Here is an 18,227-nt window from a genome sequence, read left to right as displayed (position 1 = left end):
CGCAGGTCAGTACGCCGGATAGGGCGGTTGGTACTGGACTGCCACGGGGCTCGGCTTCGCTCGGATCCATCTTGCGGTCGGCGGCAGCATCGTCAGGACGAGCGTCAGAATCGGAAAGACGAAGAGCGGCACTGCGATTGTCAGGACGGCGCCCCCGTCGTAGTCATCCTTCGTGAGTTGCTCAGCCAGAACCGCCAGGCCGGTCAGGATGGCCAGGCCGCAGCCGCCGACGACGAGCCGCCGCCCGTTCATGTTGCGCCGGAACAGCAGTATCGCCCCGATGAAGAGCGCCAGTCCGAAGCCGGCGCCGAACAGGACCACGACAGCGCCCACGATGTCGAATGCGTGGTCACTGACCATGGTCACCACAGACAGCGGGCTGAAGCAGAGGCCGGCCAGCCCGCCCAGTAGCGCCAGGATGCCTGCGAGGATCCCCGTGGCACCGCTCGGCCCGCCGGGCAGCTTCGGCTGTGGATAGCCCGGGTAGCCGGACGGCGGATAACCGGATTGCTGCGGCCATCCCGGTTGTTGGGACCAACCCGCAGGTTGCGGATAGCCGGCCTGCTGCGGAATCCCTTGCCCATAAGGCCCGTACGGATGGTTCATACGTCCCTCTCGAGATCCTTCCGATCCCGTTTCGCCTGGATCCAGGCCGTGGTCGACGGCAGCACGGCGACCACGATCGTGGCCAGGGGCAGCACAAGGCTCAAGATTGCCAGGGCGCTGATCTGGTAGACGCCATAGCGGGCTGTCGCGGCGAGACTCAGTCCGAGGCTGATCAGGCTCCCCAGGATGATCAACACGCAGCCGCTGACGATGAAGCGACGGCCGATCATCTTGTGCCGCAACAGCGCCACCGTACCGGCGAGGAGCAAGAGTCCGCAGGCGACACTCAGCAGGGTCGCGAGGACGGTCAACGCCAGCGCCCCCGGGGATCTGAGGGCCAGGGTTCGCATGCCCGCATCACCGGCCAGCGCGGCCAGCCCGGTCAGACCGACTACGCCGTTGCCGAGGGTCAACAGGGAGCCGATCCCGGCCAGGACGACCGTGATGATCGCGGTCACCGAGTTCGGCGATGCCGCGGCAGCCTCGGGTGGCAGTGCTGCAGGCAGGGTTTCACCCAGTGGGTATCCGGGCTGTTGGTGGCCGAGCTGTTCTGGATAGCTGGGTTCGCCGGGAAACTCCTGATCCTGGGTTCCGCGCGGAGTGGTCACTACTGCTCCGATCCTGATGTCAGTTCAACTCGGATAGGGCGGATGAAACTGGGGTGCAACGGGATCGGGTCTCGCCCGGATCCATTCGGTCGCCGAGGGCACCATGGCCGGCACCAGCGTTGCGATGGGGAACATGAGACCGAAGACGAAGTTGAACACGATCAAGGCAATCAGCGCGGCGTATCGCCCGCCGGAGAGCGGGGCCCTGCCCGTAAGGCCCGTACGGATAGTTCACGCAATCCCCCTCGACTCCAGAACCAAGGACTCACCTTATCCGGATTTCGCAGATCAGGGCGATTTCGGGTAGCCTGGGCCGGTTGCCGACGCAGGCGACCCTCCTGCCACGGAATCCACCGTGGCCGTACACGACCAGAGGAGGTGATGAGGTTCTAATGCGTCCATACGAAATCATGGTCATTCTCGACCCCACACTTGACGAGCGCACCGTAGCTCCGTCGCTGGAGACGTTCCTGAACGTCATCCGCAAGGATGGCGGGACCGTCGAAAAGGTTGACATCTGGGGCCGCCGCCGGCTGGCCTACGAGATCGCCAAGCACGCCGAGGGCATCTACGCCATCGTCGATGTCAAGGCTGAACCGGCCACCGTGTCCGAGCTCGACCGTCAGCTCAACCTGAACGAGTCCGTGCTGCGGACCAAGGTGATGCGGACCGACAAGCACTAAAGGCGCTCAGTCGTCGGCGGGGCTACGTAGGCTTCGCGCAAACGGACATGCCTACCCAGGAGGATCTCGTGGCTGGTGACACCACCATCACAGTTGTCGGAAACCTGACCGCTGACCCGGAACTGCGTTTCACCCCGTCCGGCGCAGCCGTCGCCAATTTCACCGTTGCTTCCACGCCGCGCATGTTTGACCGGCAGACCAACGAGTGGAAGGACGGCGAGGCGCTGTTCCTGCGGTGCAACATCTGGCGTGAGGCGGCCGAGAACGTGGCCGAGAGCCTCACCCGGGGTTCGCGGGTGATCGTCACCGGTCGGCTCAAGCAGCGTTCGTTCGAAACCCGCGAGGGTGAGAAGCGCACCGTTGTCGAGGTCGAGGTCGACGAGATCGGTCCGTCCCTGCGCTACGCCACGGCCAAGGTCAACAAGGCCAGCCGTAGTGGCGGCGGAGGCGGCGGCTTCGGCGGTGGTGGTGGCGGCGGTGGTTCGCGCCAGGCCGAGCCCAAAGACGATCCGTGGGGCAGTGCACCGGCGTCCGGTTCCTTCAGCGGGGCCGACGACGAGCCGCCGTTCTGATCAACAACGAAAATTTTTGCAAGGAAGAGATAACCAATGGCCAAGTCCACAAAGCGACGGCCGGCACCGGAAAAGCCGGTCAAGACTCGTAAGTGCGTGTTCTGCTCCAAGAAGGGTAAGGGGCAGGTCATCGACTACAAGGACACCGCGCTGCTGCGCACCTACATCAGCGAGCGCGGCAAGATCCGCGCCCGCCGGGTGACCGGCAACTGCGTCCAGCACCAGCGCGATGTCGCCATCGCGGTGAAGAATGCCCGCGAGGTGGCTCTGCTGCCGTTCGGCTCGTCGACGCGGTAGGGGATAGACCAATGAAGCTGATTCTCACCGCTGAGGTGGAGCACCTGGGTGTCGCGGGCGACACCGTCGAGGTCAAGGACGGCTACGGCCGCAACTACCTGCTGCCCCGTGGGCTGGCCATCGTGGCTTCCCGTGGTGCCGAGCGCCAGGCCGAGGAGATCCGCCGGGCACGCGACGCCAAGTCCATCCGGGGTGTCGAGCACGCCAACGAGCTCAAGACCGCTCTGGAGAACCTGGGCGAGGTGTCGCTGCCGGTTCACGCCGCCGCCGACACCGGCAAGCTGTTCGGCTCGGTCACCGCGGCGGATGTCGTGGCTGTGATCAAGAAGGCCGGCGGCCCGAACTTGGACAAGCGCACCGTGCAGCTGCCCAAGGCCCACATCAAGTCCGTGGGCACGCATCCGGTTGTCGTCCGGCTGCACACCGGGGTGGAAGCCAAGGTGACGCTGTCCGTCGTCGCGGAATAAGCACCGCGCGGAGGAGTCCGTAGCGGAGTAGATCCGCCAGCACTCGATCGCCCGGGTGGGAGCCTGCAGAGGTTTCCGCCCGGGCGTTTGCTGTATCTCTGGCGAACCCGTTGCGGGCAACTCTGGACAGCGAAGCACACTCGGTGTTAACCGGGGCGGTTCCTGGGCGCAACACAACACGCCCGGGACGGCAACCCGGCACGACACGCCGAAGAACTTCCCATACACAATGACTGACAGCCCCCATGGCACCCTGAACTGGGAAAACAACAGATCGCCAGGGATTGATCCACAGGTTCTCCCCAGAGCCTCAACACCGCGACCGAGACCTATCCCCATACCATCCACAGGTTGATCAACAGGGGTGGTTTCGGGCGGCGCCAGCAACGTCTACCGTGATGCGTCGCAGCGCCGTCACGAAGCTTTGTCGGAGCCCTGTTTTACAGTTGCAGTACCGATTCGAATAAACGTTCGAGCCTGTCGTCAGGCGGGTCTCGGAAGGGGGTGGGGAGTCCGTGGCGGTGGTGGACGACCTGGGGCATCCAGATTCGGAGATGGATGGTCCTCCGCCTGGGGAGGACTTCGGCCGGCAGCCGCCGCAGGACATGGCGGCCGAGCAGGCCGTCCTCGGCGGCATGCTGTTGAGCAAGGACGCGATCGCCGATGTACTCGAGCGCTTGCGTCCCGGCGACTTTTACCGCCCGGCCCACCAGAACGTCTATGACGCGATCCTCGATCTCTATGGCCGGGGTGAACCGGCCGACGCGGTCACCGTCGCCGCCGAGCTCGATCGCCGGGGGCTGCTGCGCCGCATCGGCGGAGCCCCCTATTTGCACACCCTGATCTCCACCGTGCCCACGGCGGCCAACGCCGGCTTCTACGCCGGCATCGTGGCCGAGAAGGCGCTGTTGCGCCGGTTGGTGGAGGCCGGCACCCGGGTGGTGCAATACGGCTACGCCGGGGCCGACGGTGCCGATGTCACCGATGTGGTCGACCGGGCGCAGGCCGAGATCTACGACGTCACCGAGCGGCGCGCCTCAGAAGACTTCGTGGCCCTCGAAGATCTGTTGCAGCCCACCATGGACGAGATCGACGCGATCGCCTCGCAGGGCGGTATCTCGCGCGGTGTACCGACCGGGTTCACCGAATTCGACGAGATCACCAACGGCTTGCACCCCGGGCAGATGATCATCATCGCGGCGCGACCCGGCGTCGGGAAGGCACTCGCGCTCGATACCCCGCTCCCGACACCGAACGGTTGGACCACGATGGGTGACGTCGCCGTGGGCGACCATCTCATTGGTGCCGACGGTGAACCCACGCGCGTGGTGGCAGCCACCGACGTCATGCTCGGCCGCCCGTGCTTCGAGGTCGAATTCTCGGATCGCACAGTGATCGTCGCCGATGCCCAGCATCAATGGCCGACAGGTGACGGTATCCGCACCACGGCTCAGTTGCGCCCGGGTCTGCACACGATTACCGCACCGACCTCTGGTGGGGGAGCCGCGGTGCTGGCGCCGGTATGCCAGGTGACGACGGTGCGCCGCCTGCCCAGCGTGCCGGTGCGGTGCGTGGAGGTCGACAACGCCGCGCATCTGTACCTGGCGGGTCCTGCCATGGTGCCGACGCACAACTCCACCCTCGGCCTGGATTTCATGCGGTCCTGCTCGATCAAGCACCGGATGGCCAGCGTCATCTTCTCGCTGGAAATGAGCAAGTCCGAGATCGTCATGCGGCTGTTGTCGGCCGAGGCGAAAATCAAACTGGCCGATATGCGTTCGGGCCGGATGAGCGATGACGACTGGACCAAGCTGGCTCGCCGCATGAGCGAGATCAGTGAGGCGCCCCTCTACATCGACGACTCGCCGAACCTCACCATGATGGAGATCCGGGCCAAAGGCCGACGGCTGGCCCAGAAGGCGGATCTCAAGCTTGTGGTCGTCGACTACATGCAGCTGATGAGTTCGGGCAAGAAGTACGAGTCACGCCAACAGGAAGTTTCGGACTTCTCCCGCAGCCTCAAGCTGATGGCCAAGGAACTCGAAGTGCCGGTGATCGCGATCAGCCAGCTGAACCGCGGACCTGAGCAACGCACCGACAAGCGTCCGCAGGTCTCGGACCTGCGTGAGTCCGGCTGTATGACGGCCAACACCCGAATCTTGCGTGCCGATAACGGCGCCGAGGTGACGTTCGGTGAGCTGATGGAGACGGGGGAGCGTCCACTGGTGTGGTCGCTCGACGAACGCAAGCGCATGGTGGCGCGCCCCATGACCAACGTGTTCTACAGCGGCCACAAAGAGGTGTTCAAGCTCCGACTGGCTTCGGGGCGTGAGGTGGAAGCCACGGCCAATCATCCGTTCATGACGTTGGACGGCTGGGTTCCGTTGGGTGAGTTGGCAGTTGGAGACCGGTTGGCGACGCCGCGGCGGGTTCCCGAGCCGGTGCAGACCGAGCGGTTGCATGACTCCGAGGTGATTATGTTGGCGCACATGATCGGTGACGGGTCGTGCGTCAAGCGCCAGCCGATCCGCTACGCCAGTGTCGACAAGGTGAATCTGCTTGAGGTGGAGATATCGGCCCGGCACTTCGGAGTGACCGCGGTGCGCGACGAGTACCCGGCGGCCCGCGTGACGACGATGCGGCTCCCGGCGCCGTACCGCTTGACGCACGGCAAGCGCAATCCGATCGCTGCGTGGCTGGACAAGCTCGGATTGTTCGGTAAGCGCAGCTACGAGAAATTCGTTCCCAAAGAGGTTTTCGCGCTGCCCGATGACCAGGTGGCGTTGTTCTTGCGGCATCTCTGGGCCACCGATGGGTCCGTGCGCTGGGATGCGACGGCACGGCAGGCGCGCATCTACTACGCCACGACGAGCCGGCAGCTCGCCGACGACGTGGCCCAGTTGTTGTTGCGGGTCGGCGTGTACTCGCGCATCAAGTGCGCCAAGAAAGTCGGCTACCGCGATTGCTGGCATGTGCTGATCTACGGAGGGGACAACCAGCACCGATTCCTGGCGCACGTCGGTGTGAACGGAGAGCGCGGCAGCAAGGCGCGCGAGGTGTTGCGGCAGCTGGAAGCTGCCGAGCGCAACCCGAATCTCGACACCGTGCCGAAAGAAGTTTGGCAGCAGGTGAGGTCAGCGTTGGTGCGCAAGGGCAGCTCCGCCATGTGGAAGCACGCACCGAGCAGGTCACGCTTACACCAGGCGGCTGCCATACTCGACGACCCCGAGTTGCACGACCTGGCGCGCAACGATGTGTTCTGGGATGAGATCGTGGAGATCACCAGCATTGGTGAGCACGACGTGTATGACGGAACCGTGCCAGGTACGAGTAATTTTGTGGCGCAAGGTATTACAGCGCACAACTCACTCGAGCAGGATGCGGATATGGTCCTGCTGCTGCACCGCCCCGACGCGATCGACCGGGAAGACCCGCGCGGTGGCGAAGCCGACATCATCCTCGGCAAGCACCGTAACGGCCCGACCGCGAACATCACTGTGGCGCACCAGCTTCACTTCTCGCGGTTCACGAATATGGCGCGCTGAGCGACAGCCGCCGCTACTTGTGTGCCCTGAGCCTGCGTGTAGGCACAACGCCGATCCCGGACAAGTGAGCACAGCGCCTATGAACTTGAACTGCAGGGCCCGCCGCCGACTCAGCGCGATCACGTGCTTCGCCTTGGTTGCGGTACTCGGGACCGGATGTCACGTGAGCCATCCAGATATGCCCACCGACTCCCGCCGAGCAGCAGACGCGCTGAAAACCTTGCCGTCACTAGAAGAGACCCGCGCGCAAGTCGAGTCCGCCATTGAAAAGCTCGGGCGACAGATCACTGCCATCGCTCCGTCTGTGACATGGGAATGGCGGCGCGAGGACAGCCGCACGGGATGCAAGCCTCCCTACGAACAGTCCGATGGCGCAGAAATATTGCTACGAAAGTACGTGTCGGACACGCCCATTCCTGAACAGAACTGGAAGCAGGCCGTCGACCTGGCCCACCAAACCGCTTCTACGTTAGGCACAACTGAGCTCACCGTGTTCAAAGACCAACCCAGCAATCACGACATGGAATTCACCAGCACGACAGGGACAACGCTGCGCTTCGGATGCCAAGCCGCAGCTCTGATCACCGGCAGCACCGGCTGCAGACTGCCAAGCAAATACGAGTAGCGGCCTTGATATCGTTTGCAGTGCGCATGACGCCTCACCAAATTGGTGCTGGCGCCTATCTGCTCTGTCACTGGCCCGCCTCGATAGCAGCGACCTTGGTAGCGGCCTCTTCTCCGCACAAGCGCTGCAGGTCGACAGGCCCGGCGGCGAGGAGGGCATCAATACGTGTATGCAGGTCCCCTGAGGTGAGGTGGGAGTAGAGGTTGGCGCCAGGGCAGGCGGTGTCGGCGAAGTCGCGGTGCCCACCGAGGGTGCCGCTGGCCAGGTGGAACTGTTGGGCAGCCCAGGCGAATGCCGTTGCTGCACCGTTGAGTTGGGCTTCGGTGGCGGTTTCCTGGTCGAAGTCGCCCTCGCAGAGGACCAGGAAGTGTCCAGCGGGGTCGTAGTTGGTTGCGGTATCGCCAGCGAGCTCCGGGCTGCGTAGCTCGTAGATGTTGCCGTTGCGGTCAACGCCGACGTGGTAAGCGATGTCGATCCATCCCCGATCGTTCTGGTGGTACTGCTGATGCTGGCGTAATCTGCTGGGGGCATTGCGGTTGTCGCCGAGGACAACGGCGGTGTGGTGCAGCGTCATTCGGGTAATGGTGTGCGGGCGTCCACCGGTCCTGGCGGGTGCCGCGCCCCAGGCTTGACGGCAGATCTCCACCATCGGCTGTGCGCCGGCCGTCGTCGCGGTGGGTGGGCCAGGTTCCAGTGGTAGCGGACTGACCGCGATCGGTTCCGGAGGTAGGGCCGGCGTCGTGTGTGTCGGCGACGCTGCGGGCGCCGAAGTCGATCCGGTTTTACCGGCGCAAGCACCCAGTGTTGCGGCCAATCCGAGGCTGCCACTGAGCTGGAGCAGCCGTCGCCGACTCAGCGGATCAAGCCGCGGCCCGTCTCCGCGACTGGGCTGTATCTCCATCGCCGTTACGATACGCAGCAACTCAGCACGCCAGGGGCTCGTTGGCAAAACTGGCCGAGATCCGGCGCGGAGGGATTCACGCACGATGATGGGCCGTAAAAGGCCTGATCAACTCGGTGCCGCTGGGTAATATGCGCCCATGTCGATTGGCGAAGGGCAGGTGTTCGCCGGCTACCGCATTCTGCGATTGCTGGGAACCGGGGGAATGGGCGAGGTCTATCTCGTGCAACACCCACGGCTGCCCCGTCAGGAGGCGCTGAAGATTCTGCCATCGGCAGTCAGCGCGGACCCGCAGTTTCGTGCCCGGTTCGCTCGCGAGGCCGACATCGCCGCGACGTTATGGCACCCGCACATCGTGGCCGTCCACGACCGCGGTGAGGACGATGGCCAACTGTGGATCACGATGGACTATGTCGACGGTAAAGACGCCGCTCAGCTTCTGCGGAACCGCTACCCACACGGTATGCCGCCCGTTGAAGTGTTCGAAATCGTTTCGGCGATCGCCGAGGCACTCGATTACGCCCACGAACGTTACCTGCTGCATCGCGACGTCAAGCCGGCCAACATTCTGCTCAGCGACAAGCGCCAAGAAGATCGGCGAATCCTGTTGGCCGACTTTGGTATTGCCCGTGACACCTTCGACAGTGGCGGATTGACCGCCACTAATGTGACGGTGGGCTCAGTCGCCTACGCCGCACCTGAACAGCTCACCGGTCAGCCGCTGGATGGCCATGCAGACCAATACGCCTTGGCTGCGACAGCGTTTCACCTTCTGACTGGCACCCCGCCGTTTTCCAACTCCAACCCGGCGGTGGTGATCGGCAATCATCTGTCCTCACCACCTCCGCGGTTGGCCTCCATTCGCGCCGACCTCGGTGATATCGACGAAGTGCTCGGCAAAGCGATGGCTAAAGAACCACACCAACGGTTCGATACCTGCCGGGCTTTCGCCGCTGCACTCACCCAGCGAGGGACCCGCGTCGCTGGCTCTGGCGATGCCACCCAGCTCGGTGTCCCGGCATCGTCCGCTCCCACTATGTATGCGTTCCCGACGTCTGCGGCTCCCGAACCAGTTGTGCGCCAGGAGCGGTCATCGCGGCGATGGCCGCTGATAGCGGCAGCCGTCGCTGCCGGATTGCTGGCCGTCGGGCTAGTTGCGTTTCTCGGTGCCCGATTGGGCCAGCCGTCTCCGCCCGCCCCAGAACCTCAACCGACGGCCTCACCATGGCCGGAAACCATCGGCACACAAGCTCCGCCACGCACCGTCACCCAGACCGCGCCGCCCAGGACCGTGACGCAACCCGCCCCCGCTCCAGCACCGCCGAAGCGCACCGCGCCGCCAGCAGCGCCAGCCCCGTCGGGCGATTTGGGCTTGCAACAGCCGATGAGCCGCCCAACCTGCAACGGCCAATACATCGTCATCTTGGGCTCAGTCACCACCCCCGGCCTATATGAGGCGGGGGTACAACGTCTTTTGGACGCCCACCCAGGTGCCTTCTACCTCCGCACCGACCAAACGTGTCCTTCATTGCGGGCCGCCACGGAAGACGGAAACCCGATATACGCGGTGTTCGTGCCCGGCGGAACTACTCAAGGCCAGATGTGCGCCAAAGTGCGAGCCTACGGTGGCGACGCCTATGGGAAGGTGCTGGATTACGTCACCGACCCCGGAGCTCCATTCCGTTGCTGAATCGCAATGGCGCAGGATGATAGGGCCGCAGATTGCTTCCAGCAGCGCGGGCCGCAGCTTGTCCCACACTTGAAATGGGTCGGAGCCCCGGAATACTTCCCTGATCACGGCTGACTGCATCAACACTGAAACACGGCCGCCGGGAATCAGTTCGGTGGCGACACTGAAGGCAGGGCATCCACCACGGGCGTGTTCTGCGCCGCCGCCACCCACCATGTCTCGCCCCGCTGGACCAAGACATACATCGCCATCTCACTGAATCCACCCTGCAGCGCACTGCGGCGAATCTGCGCCACCACCACTCCCGGTGCCGGGCAGACCGCCTGCGCGAGTTCAAAGCGTGAAGCCGGCACCACCGGGGGTCCGCTCATCATCCGATGATGGATCGGGTTGAGATTCGAATAGCCCTTGAGCACCATGCCTTTCGGGGTGCCCCATAGGATGTCCGCGGCGAACATGCTGTCATACACGTCGGCGTCTCCGGTATCGCCGCCACGTTGAAGATGTTCGATCAGATCTCGCACCGCTCGTGCGCCGTCGGCGGTTGGCCTATCCACGTGCGGACGTTGAGTCGTCATCGTTGCAACGTATAACCGTAAGCACACTTGAGGTCAATGAGCTGCTTTGGCGCGACCGCCCAACTCCGGGACGTCGATCAGTGCTTCGAGTCGACGAACGACCTCGCCGCGCGGTGAATCGTCAAGCCTGGGCGTTTGTCTTCAAGCACGGTCCGGATACTGGGAAGCGCAAAGTTCTGCGGAGATGGTGGACGGCGACCCGGGCAAGGAGGCGGGGTTCCAGGAGGCGCTGCGGTGGGTCGACCATGTTCACGACGCGGACGAGGCGCTCGGTGACGACGATGTCGTCGGCGGCTTCGAGAATCTTGCGGCGTCCCCACTGCAGAACATGGTGGCGGATCTTCTCCGTCGCCCCTCGCCGGGTTGTGTGCTCGTCGGGCTGGTTGGCCGCCCACACCGGAGCGATCATGTGTGCCAGCGACTGGTAAAACTTTTGCGGGTCAATGGCTCCGTGGTCGCGGAGGTGGGTGTGTAGCGCGTGCGCGTGTCGTGCGGCCATGGTGACCCCTTGCCCCTGGAGAGGGTCGAGGCAGCACAGCGCGTCACCGATCACGAGTAGGCCGTCAGGGTGCCGGGCGCAGTGGTCGTAGCGATGCCAGGTGCCGCCGGGGTAGCGGTAGACCGCGACATCTGAGAGTGGCACGGCCTTGCGAAGTGCCGGTTGGATGTGTGGAGGCGCGAATTCCTCGGCCAGGGCGATCATTTCGTCGAGCGTTGTCGGCGGTGTCGGGTGCGCGCCGGTGTGTGTTGCGATGGTCAACGTCCAGGTGCCGTGTTCGCCGGCGGCCAGCTTACCGCGCCCGCCGCCGCCTGACGGGACGACCAGGACCAGGCGTTCAGGGAAGACGTCCTGGTCGGGGATGGCGATCAGCTGGCTGTAGTACATGCCGTGCACGGTGAACGTTCGCTTCGGTGGCCGCTCGTAGCCGAGCGTTTCCAAGAGCATCGGAGTGCGTGTCGCGCGCCCGGTGGCGTCGACGATGAGATCGGCGTGCAGCGCCTCGACTGCCCCGGTCCGCCGGTCGTGGATTGTGACACCGGTGATCCGATCAGGCTGGCCGGCAACAAGTTCGCCGGTGTCGTGACCGTCTTTCATCGTGACGTTCGGCCGGGCCGCCACCCTGGCACGCAGCGCGAATTCCAGTAGCGGTCGCGTCACCAGGTAGCTTGCCAATGCGGCAGGATCGGCCACCGGGTCGGTGCGATTGAAGGCGTATGGGCCGTTCCGGATGTGCATGCGCTCACCGAGGCGGGGGCCGTCGAGGGCGTGGCCGCCCGCAGCGATCACGTCGTCGATCAGGCCTGGGACCAGTTGCTCCATGGTCTGCTAACCCCGGGACAGCAGGCTGTGCAGGTGCGGCCCCTGTGGGACTCCGCGGCGCTGGGATGGCTTGTCCGGCAACCGATCGCGTTCCACAACCGTGACGTTGTGGCCGGCCTCGGCGAGCGCGGCCGCGGCAAGTAGCCCGGCGATGCCTGCGCCGAGGACAACGCAGTGGTCAGCCATGTGCACGCCTCCCTGCGTGTCGAACTGAGCGATGCCGCCGACGCTAGCACTAGATTAAGAAAAATAAGACCAAACTAAGTAAAGTCTAAGGCTTCGATTGTGAGGAGGGTATCGGGTGATCGGACGAGGTGCAGGAACGGACGGCGGCGTCGCGCTCGTCACCGGGTCGTCCCGCGGTATCGGGGCTGGGGTGGCTCGGATGCTCGGTGCGGCCGGACTCCACGTCCTGGTGAACTACCGTGAGAAAGCCGCTCGGGCGAATGGTGTGGTTGACGAGATTCGCGCGGCGGGCGGACAGGCGTCGGCCGTCGGCGCTGACGTCTGTGACGATGCGGCGGTCAGGGCGCTGATGGCCGACATAGGTGAGCGATTCGGCGCGCTCGATGTGTTGGTACTCAACGCCTCCGGCGGTCTAGAGCGCGGAGCCGATCCAGGTTATGCCATGCGTCTCAACCGGGACGCGCAACGGCAGCTCGCCGAGCTGGCACTCCCACTCATGCCGCCAGGTGCGCGAATTGTGTTCGTCACCAGCCATCAAGCGCACTTCTATCCGGCAAGGCCGGTGCCTGAAGGCTACGAACCCATCGCTCAAAGCAAGCGTGCCGGCGAGGACGCGTTGCTCGCCACGAAACCGGCTCTTGCCGAGCATGGAATTGCGCTCAAGGTGGTTTCTGGCGACATGATCGACGGGACCATCATCGTGCGGTTGCTGCAGCGGCGCGACCCCGATGCGGTCGAGGCCCGCCGCAGACAGGCGGTACTTCCGACCGTCGGGGAGTTTGCGGCCGAAATCACCCGAGCGGCATTGGATTCCGACCATCGCGACATCACTTATGTCGGCGGCGCGGATTACCTGGGCTAGACGTGCCCGCCGGGGAACATCGTCTTGACCACCTGAGTCATGGTGTTGCGGGCGGAGGCGGCATCGCCGGGTTCCAGGGAGCTCATCGCCATGACGTACCGGTGGTCGGCACCGATCGCGCCGGTGGACACGTGTAGCTGGTTGGGGCCGTTCCAACAGCAGAACCAGCCTTGTTTGACCGCAACGGGCTCGGCGTAGAGCCCTTCTGGGATGCCGAAGCGTTGCGGGTAGCCATCGGTCCCGGTCGGTGTGGATTGCGCAAGGTTGCTCATGATCACGTTGGCCTGTTCGGCGGGCAGCCCGCCACTACCGTCCAACAGCATGTTGTAGTAACGGACGAGATCGCTTGCGGTGCTCTGCGTGACGTCCCAGTGTCCGTTGTAGGGCGCAGTGGTACCCGACAACCCGTAGCGCGCCACGACGCGCGAGATGATGGCGTTTCCGCCGCTGCGGTCCCAGAAGGTCTGGGCTGCACCGTCATCGGAGGAGCGCAGCATGACGTCGAGCGAGTTGCGATCGGCGTCAGTCAGTTTGGTCTCGCCCTTCGATACCTGCAACAACAGGTCGTCGGCGATGAACAGCTTCACCACCGAGGCGATCGGGAACGGTTGGTTGGCGTTGTTGGCAATGACCTGGCCGGTGTTCCGGTCAAGGAATGCGACCTTGATGTTGGCCCCGGAGCTGGCGGCATCGGCGGTGGCTTGCCGGGTGCGGGCCTCGAGCCCCGCCAGTGGCGCCAGGGGCTGGTCGATGGGAGCCTGCGGCGGCACGGTGACCGGAGCCTGAGGAGCGACAGCTGTTGCCAAGGGGGCGTTCTCACCTTCCGGTGGCATACCCCAGACCTGGGCCTCGCAGCCAGTGACGAGCATTGCCACGCCCAGCACTGCCATGCCCGTCATCGCCCACTTCGACCGCTGCCGCCGCACAAGTCCTCCAAAGATCCCGAGCCAGGTGAGCTGAAATCGACCTTGCGCCGCTCACGGGGTTGTCCCAGCTTAACGGGCCGCCCATTGGATCTCGTCGAGCGCGCATTGGTCCTCGGCGGTCATGGCCGCCGGCTCACGGATGCAGGTTCCATTGGCCGACGTCGCCGGCCAGGGCGTCGTTGACATCGACGCGGAGACCGCCGACTACCGGGCCCGGATTCGAGGCGGTGTCGATGACTCGCTGGTAGAGGACTGCGGCGGGGTGGACCTTGCCGCCGGACCAAGACCGGGTCTGCCAGGCCCACGCTTTTCCGGGTGTGCCCGACTTCCCGATCACACCGTCGGCGATGGCCCACTGGCATGGGTTGATGCCCGCGTAGATGCCGGTGCGTTGCACTCCGAGCACCGAGTTGATCCCGCGAAACCACGGTAGGGCGACGGTGTTCCAGGTGTTGCGGTCGATGTCGTCGTCGACGCTGAAGAAGATCGGTGCGCTGCGTCCGCCACCCGCTGCGGTGTGCAGGCTCCAGGCGGTGCGTGCGTCGGCGACGCCGCCGGGGTACCCGCGGGTGAAGTCCGACGGTGCCGTCCCGCCGGGCTTGCCGTACTGGAAGTTGCTCACGATCACGAGTCCGGAGGCGGTGAGTTGCCGGGCGTAGGGCAAGGTGATCGGCTTGGCGCCGAAGGATGATCCGGGACGTGACGTCGAGACGTAGTTGATCACTCCGGAGTGGCCCGCGGCCCGGATGTCCTGCGCCGGTATCTGGCGCATGGCGAAGTCGATCAGGGTGGGAGCGGCGGCGGACGCCGGAGGCGCGCCGATCGCAGCACCCAGTCCGGCCGCCGCCGAGACCGCGGCGGCATAGCGCAGCGCGTCACGCCGGGAAACCTGCACGGCGCGATGTTAACAAAGTGACGGCTGTTGCCAGAGTGAGCGCGCTGAGGGATGCCGGGTTGTTTTCGATCGGTTATCTGTCTCCGGCGCGCTCACGGCTGGTCGATCCGGGTCACCACCCCTCGGTCACCGTCCACCCGCACCCGGTCCCCGGTCTGGAGAACTTGGGTGCCCACCAACGTGTTCACGACACAGGGCAGTCCGTATTCGCGCGCCACCACGGCGCCGTGCGACACCGAGCTGCCGATGTCGGTGACGAGCGCGGCGATCACGGTGAAGTACGGTGTCCACCCCACGTCGGTGACGGGCGCGACCAGGATCTCGCCACGTTGGACGTGACGGGCATCCGTGACCGACTTCGCCACGCGCACGGTGCCTTCCACGCAGCCACGGCTGGCCGGCCGGCCGACGATCTGGTTGGCGGCGAGCGTGGCGGGGGTTGGCGCGACGACGGGGGTGGGCCGGCCCACGGAGACGTCGTCGAATTCGAGGGAATCCTGAAACGCCAGGGCCTCTCGGCGCGCCAGTGCGCGGGTTGTCAGGTCGGTGATGTCCTCATCGCTGACGACGTGGGACAGTTCTTCGCGGTCGAAGAAGAAGACCAGGTCGGCATCGGGGAGCCGACCCGATTCGGCCAGCACCTCGCCCAGATGGCGGTACCCCCGCTTGAGCGCGTGCGCCATCAGCGCCATCTTGGATTTCGTCTCTTCGCGTCCGCGGGCGCCCCCTTGGGCGAGTCGGGCCAGCAACCTGATGGCCCGGGACGTGGGCTTCTCGGTGTGGCGGTGGATCGGAGCACTGTCGGCGGAGTCGAGGGCCGCCTGCAGCATCACCTGCATCATGGCTCCCAGGCCGCCCGGATCCTGGGCCCAGGAGGGATCACGCATGCACAGTTCCCGGTATCCGCGGTGACCGTGCCGAATCAGGAACTGGCGCAACGCCTCGCCGCCGGAGTTTGCGGCGTCGCGCAGCTCGGTGACCGCTTCCTCCGGTGTGCCGGACAGAAACCGTTCCGCGGCCAGCGGGTCAGCGGCCAGGGCGCGGACCACCGACTGGAGTTGGTCGAGCATCATCGCGCTCTCGACGTCGGTTGCCCCGGCCATGAGTCGCATCGCCTCGGCCTGGCCGTCCTCCTCGGAGCGCCCGTTCTTGAGTGCCTGACGGACCAGCGTGCTCTCGAGAATATTGGCGGCCACCGCGGCCCGCGACGACGAGCGCACGTGGGTCAGCGTGACGTCGCAGTAGAGATCCACGCCCGCCTCCAGCTCTCGCAGGACACTTCGTGCGTCGCGACTGGTCGGGATGCTGAAGCCGGCTATCTGGTCCTTGAGCCGTCGGATCGCCGGACCGGCGGACAGCGCATGAGAGGTCAGCCGGACGGTGTTGACGAGCCTTCGGGCGAACGGCTGTGGCGGTTTGGCCTCCAGTTCGTCGACCACTCGCCCACAGATCGACATCGAGAACTGTTCGCGCGAATTGCCGAGGATGCCCGAACTCAAGGCGGTTCCCTCGGTGAGGTTCAGGAACATGTGTCCGTAGAAGTAACCGACCTGAAGCCAAGGCTTTTCGTAGCGTGGCTGAGCGCGCGCCACCACCTGTGTCGTCTGCATCGCGTAGTCGATGGCGTACCCGGACACCGCCGCGGTGAGCGGGCAGAACGCCCCCGGCATCATCTCGCCGATGTTGCAGCGGGTGTAGACGTGCGTCTCACCGGCCACCGGTGAGTCCATTTCATTGAGATCACCGGGCAGGGTGGTGATCGGCCGGGCCTGAAGCCACCAGAGTGTGCCGGATCGGTCGATCGCCCATTCGAGATCCATTGGCTTGTCCCAATGACGCGCGGCGAGCAGGGCGCCGGCCCGAATCTCGCTGACATCCGCCGTCGTGAGGACGGGTTCCGGGCCGACTTCGCGTACCGCGGTCGAGCCGTCGGAGTTGAGGATGATGTGGTCAGGGGAGGCTGAACCGTCCACGAGTGCCTCGCCCAGACCGGCGATGGCATCGATCACCATCAGGTCGCGCCGGCCCGTCGTGGGGTCCGCCGTGAACACCACCCCGGCGGCGCGCGCGTCGACCATCTGCTGGACGACGACGTTCATGGTGGCCCTGGATTGTCCGCTGTAGGACGAGGCGCGTTGGGAGTCCACGGAGTTGGCGCATTGGCGGACGGCGGACATGAAGCCGTCGACGGAGTCGACGCCGAGCACCGTGTCGTATTGCCCGGCGAAGGACTGGTCATCGCCGTCTTCCCCCACCGCCGAGGATCGAACGGCCACCGGGGTGGCGCCGGCCGCAGCCATTTGGGAGAACCGGTCCACGGCATCATCGAGGGCACCTTGTGCGGAGGCATCGGCGATCACGAATCCCACCGGGACAGACAGCCCGAGCCGACGCAGCTCGGCAAGGCCGGCTGCCTTACCGCCGAAGCGGTCGTCGGTGATGGAGTCGAATTCGATTGGTGTAGCGGTCATATCGTCAACCCAGCGCATCCACGATCTCGGCGAGCGCCTCGACGGCGATCGGGCCCGGCTGGTACAGACAGATCCGGTCCGACACCCCCTCGACACGATCACGGATGTGTGCGGCGATCTCGCCGGGCGTGCCGCAGGCGGCAATCGTGTGCAGCATCTCGTCGTCGATCAGGCCGGCCATCTCCTGCCAGCGGCCCTGCTTGGACATCACATTGAGCTCGGGCTGCAGATCGCCCCACCCGTGCGCCTCGAGTACAGGCCGGTAGGCGGGGGTGGAACCGTAGAACGCCAACAGCATTCGGGTCGAGAAGTGGTCGTCCTCGCGTCCGGTGCCGACCGACACGATGATCTCGGGCACCACCTCGAAGCCGTCCTCGCTGCGACCCGCCGCGGCCAGCCCTTCCCGCACCGCGGGCATCGTCGTCTCGTGCAGGAACCGTTTCGAGCCGAACGGCATCACCAGGAGGCCGTCGGCAACTTCGGCGGTGGCCCGGGTCAGGCGTGGACCGAGCGCCCCCAGATAGATCGGCGGAGGACCGAACGGGTTGGGCCCGGGTTTGAACGTCGGTGTCATCAGGGTGTGGCGGTAGTACTCGCCGCGGAAGTCGAGCCGCTCGTCCTCGTTCCACGAGGCGAAGATCGCCCGCAGCGCCCCGACCATCTCCGTCATGCGCGCTACCGGACGGTCGAATTCGACGCCGTAGCGCTTCTCGATCTGTGCGCGTACCTGCGTGCCCAGCCCCAGGATGAAGCGCCCCTCCGAGAGGAGTTGGAGGTCGTTGGCTTGATGGGCAAGCTGAATCGGGTTGCGGGGGAACGCGATCGCTACGTTCGACATGATGTCGAGGCCTTTGATCGAGGATGCCAGCACCAGCGGTGTGAACACGTCGAAGGGCCCCTCGAAGGTGAACACACCCGACGCGCCGGCTTCTTTGAGCAGGGCTGCGCGGTCGACCGCATCGGTCGGTCCGAACAGTGCCGTCATGATCTTCAT

At 65.2% G+C, this 18,227-nt stretch carries 18 protein-coding genes; 8 read left to right on the top strand and 10 right to left on the bottom strand.

The window, feature by feature from the left end:
* Positions 1-6: 6 nt before the first annotated feature.
* Together E0T84_RS12920 and E0T84_RS12915 are read right to left on the bottom strand one after the other, a co-directional pair.
* Entirely contained in the window at positions 7-606 is a 600-nt protein-coding gene (locus E0T84_RS12920; RefSeq protein WP_138744635.1) for a hypothetical protein, read from the bottom strand.
* On the bottom strand, positions 603-1,214 hold the full coding sequence (locus E0T84_RS12915; RefSeq protein WP_083283893.1) for a hypothetical protein: 612 nt from the start codon (positions 1,212-1,214) through the stop codon (positions 603-605). Before E0T84_RS12915 ends, E0T84_RS12920 begins: the two co-directional genes overlap by 4 nt.
* A 392-nt stretch (positions 1,215-1,606) precedes the next feature.
* Between E0T84_RS12915 and rpsF the strand changes: the two genes are divergently transcribed.
* From rpsF to E0T84_RS12880, 6 genes are all read left to right on the top strand, one after another.
* Positions 1,607-1,897, top strand: coding sequence for a 30S ribosomal protein S6 (gene rpsF, locus E0T84_RS12910; RefSeq protein ID WP_070184899.1), 291 nt, complete (start codon positions 1,607-1,609; stop codon positions 1,895-1,897).
* Between the two features lie 68 nt (positions 1,898-1,965).
* Complete coding sequence (locus tag E0T84_RS12905) at positions 1,966-2,469, top strand: single-stranded DNA-binding protein (protein WP_138744634.1); 504 nt, start codon at positions 1,966-1,968, stop codon at positions 2,467-2,469.
* Between the two features lie 36 nt (positions 2,470-2,505).
* Positions 2,506-2,766, top strand: a complete 261-nt coding sequence (gene rpsR, locus E0T84_RS12900; protein WP_003884147.1) for a 30S ribosomal protein S18 — start codon at positions 2,506-2,508, stop codon at positions 2,764-2,766.
* A gap of 11 nt (positions 2,767-2,777) precedes the next feature.
* Positions 2,778-3,233 carry a 50S ribosomal protein L9 gene (gene rplI, locus E0T84_RS12895; protein ID WP_070184900.1) on the top strand — a complete coding sequence of 152 codons (456 nt, stop codon included), beginning with the start codon at positions 2,778-2,780 and terminating at the stop codon, positions 3,231-3,233.
* Between the two features lie 515 nt (positions 3,234-3,748).
* The gene (locus tag E0T84_RS12885) at positions 3,749-6,778 is read left to right on the top strand and encodes a replicative DNA helicase (protein WP_171055010.1); all 3,030 of its coding nucleotides are present in this window, start codon (positions 3,749-3,751) and stop codon (positions 6,776-6,778) included.
* 163 nt (positions 6,779-6,941) lie between these two features.
* Complete coding sequence (locus tag E0T84_RS12880; protein WP_171055009.1) at positions 6,942-7,403, top strand: LppA family lipoprotein; 462 nt, start codon at positions 6,942-6,944, stop codon at positions 7,401-7,403.
* 67 nt (positions 7,404-7,470) lie between these two features.
* Here the strand turns inward: E0T84_RS12880 and E0T84_RS32280 are convergent, their stop codons facing one another.
* Positions 7,471-8,052, bottom strand: coding sequence for a peptidoglycan recognition family protein (locus E0T84_RS32280; protein WP_371725897.1), 582 nt, complete (start codon positions 8,050-8,052; stop codon positions 7,471-7,473).
* 391 nt (positions 8,053-8,443) lie between these two features.
* On the opposite strand from E0T84_RS32280, the gene E0T84_RS12870 reads away from it, so the two are divergent.
* Positions 8,444-9,994 (top strand): serine/threonine-protein kinase, encoded by a 1,551-nt coding sequence (locus E0T84_RS12870; RefSeq protein WP_138744632.1) that lies wholly within the window; start codon positions 8,444-8,446, stop codon positions 9,992-9,994.
* Between the two features lie 146 nt (positions 9,995-10,140).
* Here E0T84_RS12870 and E0T84_RS12865 read toward each other — a convergent pair whose 3' ends face one another.
* The 3 genes from E0T84_RS12865 to E0T84_RS12855 form a co-directional block, all read right to left on the bottom strand.
* The gene (locus tag E0T84_RS12865) at positions 10,141-10,551 is read right to left on the bottom strand and encodes a DUF4440 domain-containing protein (protein WP_249383628.1); all 411 of its coding nucleotides are present in this window, start codon (positions 10,549-10,551) and stop codon (positions 10,141-10,143) included.
* A gap of 142 nt (positions 10,552-10,693) precedes the next feature.
* Positions 10,694-11,893, bottom strand: coding sequence for an NAD(P)/FAD-dependent oxidoreductase (locus E0T84_RS12860; RefSeq protein ID WP_138744630.1), 1,200 nt, complete (start codon positions 11,891-11,893; stop codon positions 10,694-10,696).
* A 6-nt stretch (positions 11,894-11,899) separates the two neighbouring features.
* Positions 11,900-12,079 carry an FAD-dependent oxidoreductase gene (locus E0T84_RS12855; RefSeq protein WP_138744629.1) on the bottom strand — a complete coding sequence of 60 codons (180 nt, stop codon included), beginning with the start codon at positions 12,077-12,079 and terminating at the stop codon, positions 11,900-11,902.
* A gap of 115 nt (positions 12,080-12,194) precedes the next feature.
* On the opposite strand from E0T84_RS12855, the gene E0T84_RS12850 reads away from it, so the two are divergent.
* A complete protein-coding gene (locus tag E0T84_RS12850) occupies positions 12,195-12,941 on the top strand; it encodes an SDR family oxidoreductase (RefSeq protein WP_256366535.1) in 747 nt (248 codons plus the stop codon).
* On the opposite strand, the gene E0T84_RS12845 is transcribed toward E0T84_RS12850, so the two are convergent.
* From E0T84_RS12845 to E0T84_RS12830, 4 genes are all read right to left on the bottom strand, one after another.
* The gene (locus tag E0T84_RS12845) at positions 12,938-13,831 is read right to left on the bottom strand and encodes a serine hydrolase (RefSeq protein WP_138744652.1); all 894 of its coding nucleotides are present in this window, start codon (positions 13,829-13,831) and stop codon (positions 12,938-12,940) included. The genes E0T84_RS12850 and E0T84_RS12845 overlap by 4 nt on opposite strands.
* Positions 13,832-14,000: 169 nt before the next feature.
* Positions 14,001-14,762, bottom strand: a complete 762-nt coding sequence (locus E0T84_RS12840; protein ID WP_070184922.1) for a DUF1906 domain-containing protein — start codon at positions 14,760-14,762, stop codon at positions 14,001-14,003.
* Positions 14,763-14,854: 92 nt separating this feature from the next.
* Entirely contained in the window at positions 14,855-17,233 is a 2,379-nt protein-coding gene (locus E0T84_RS12835; protein WP_138744628.1) for a PEP/pyruvate-binding domain-containing protein, read from the bottom strand.
* 4 nt (positions 17,234-17,237) lie between these two features.
* Positions 17,238-18,227 carry a TIGR03617 family F420-dependent LLM class oxidoreductase gene (locus E0T84_RS12830; protein ID WP_075910454.1) on the bottom strand — a complete coding sequence of 330 codons (990 nt, stop codon included), beginning with the start codon at positions 18,225-18,227 and terminating at the stop codon, positions 17,238-17,240.

It is taken from the genome of Mycobacterium sp. DBP42 (assembly GCF_005924235.1).
Taxonomy (GTDB): Bacteria; Actinomycetota; Actinomycetes; order Mycobacteriales; family Mycobacteriaceae; genus Mycobacterium; species Mycobacterium syngnathidarum.
Note: the sequence above shows the minus strand (reverse complement) of the source record. Positions and strands in the feature narration are given on the sequence as shown.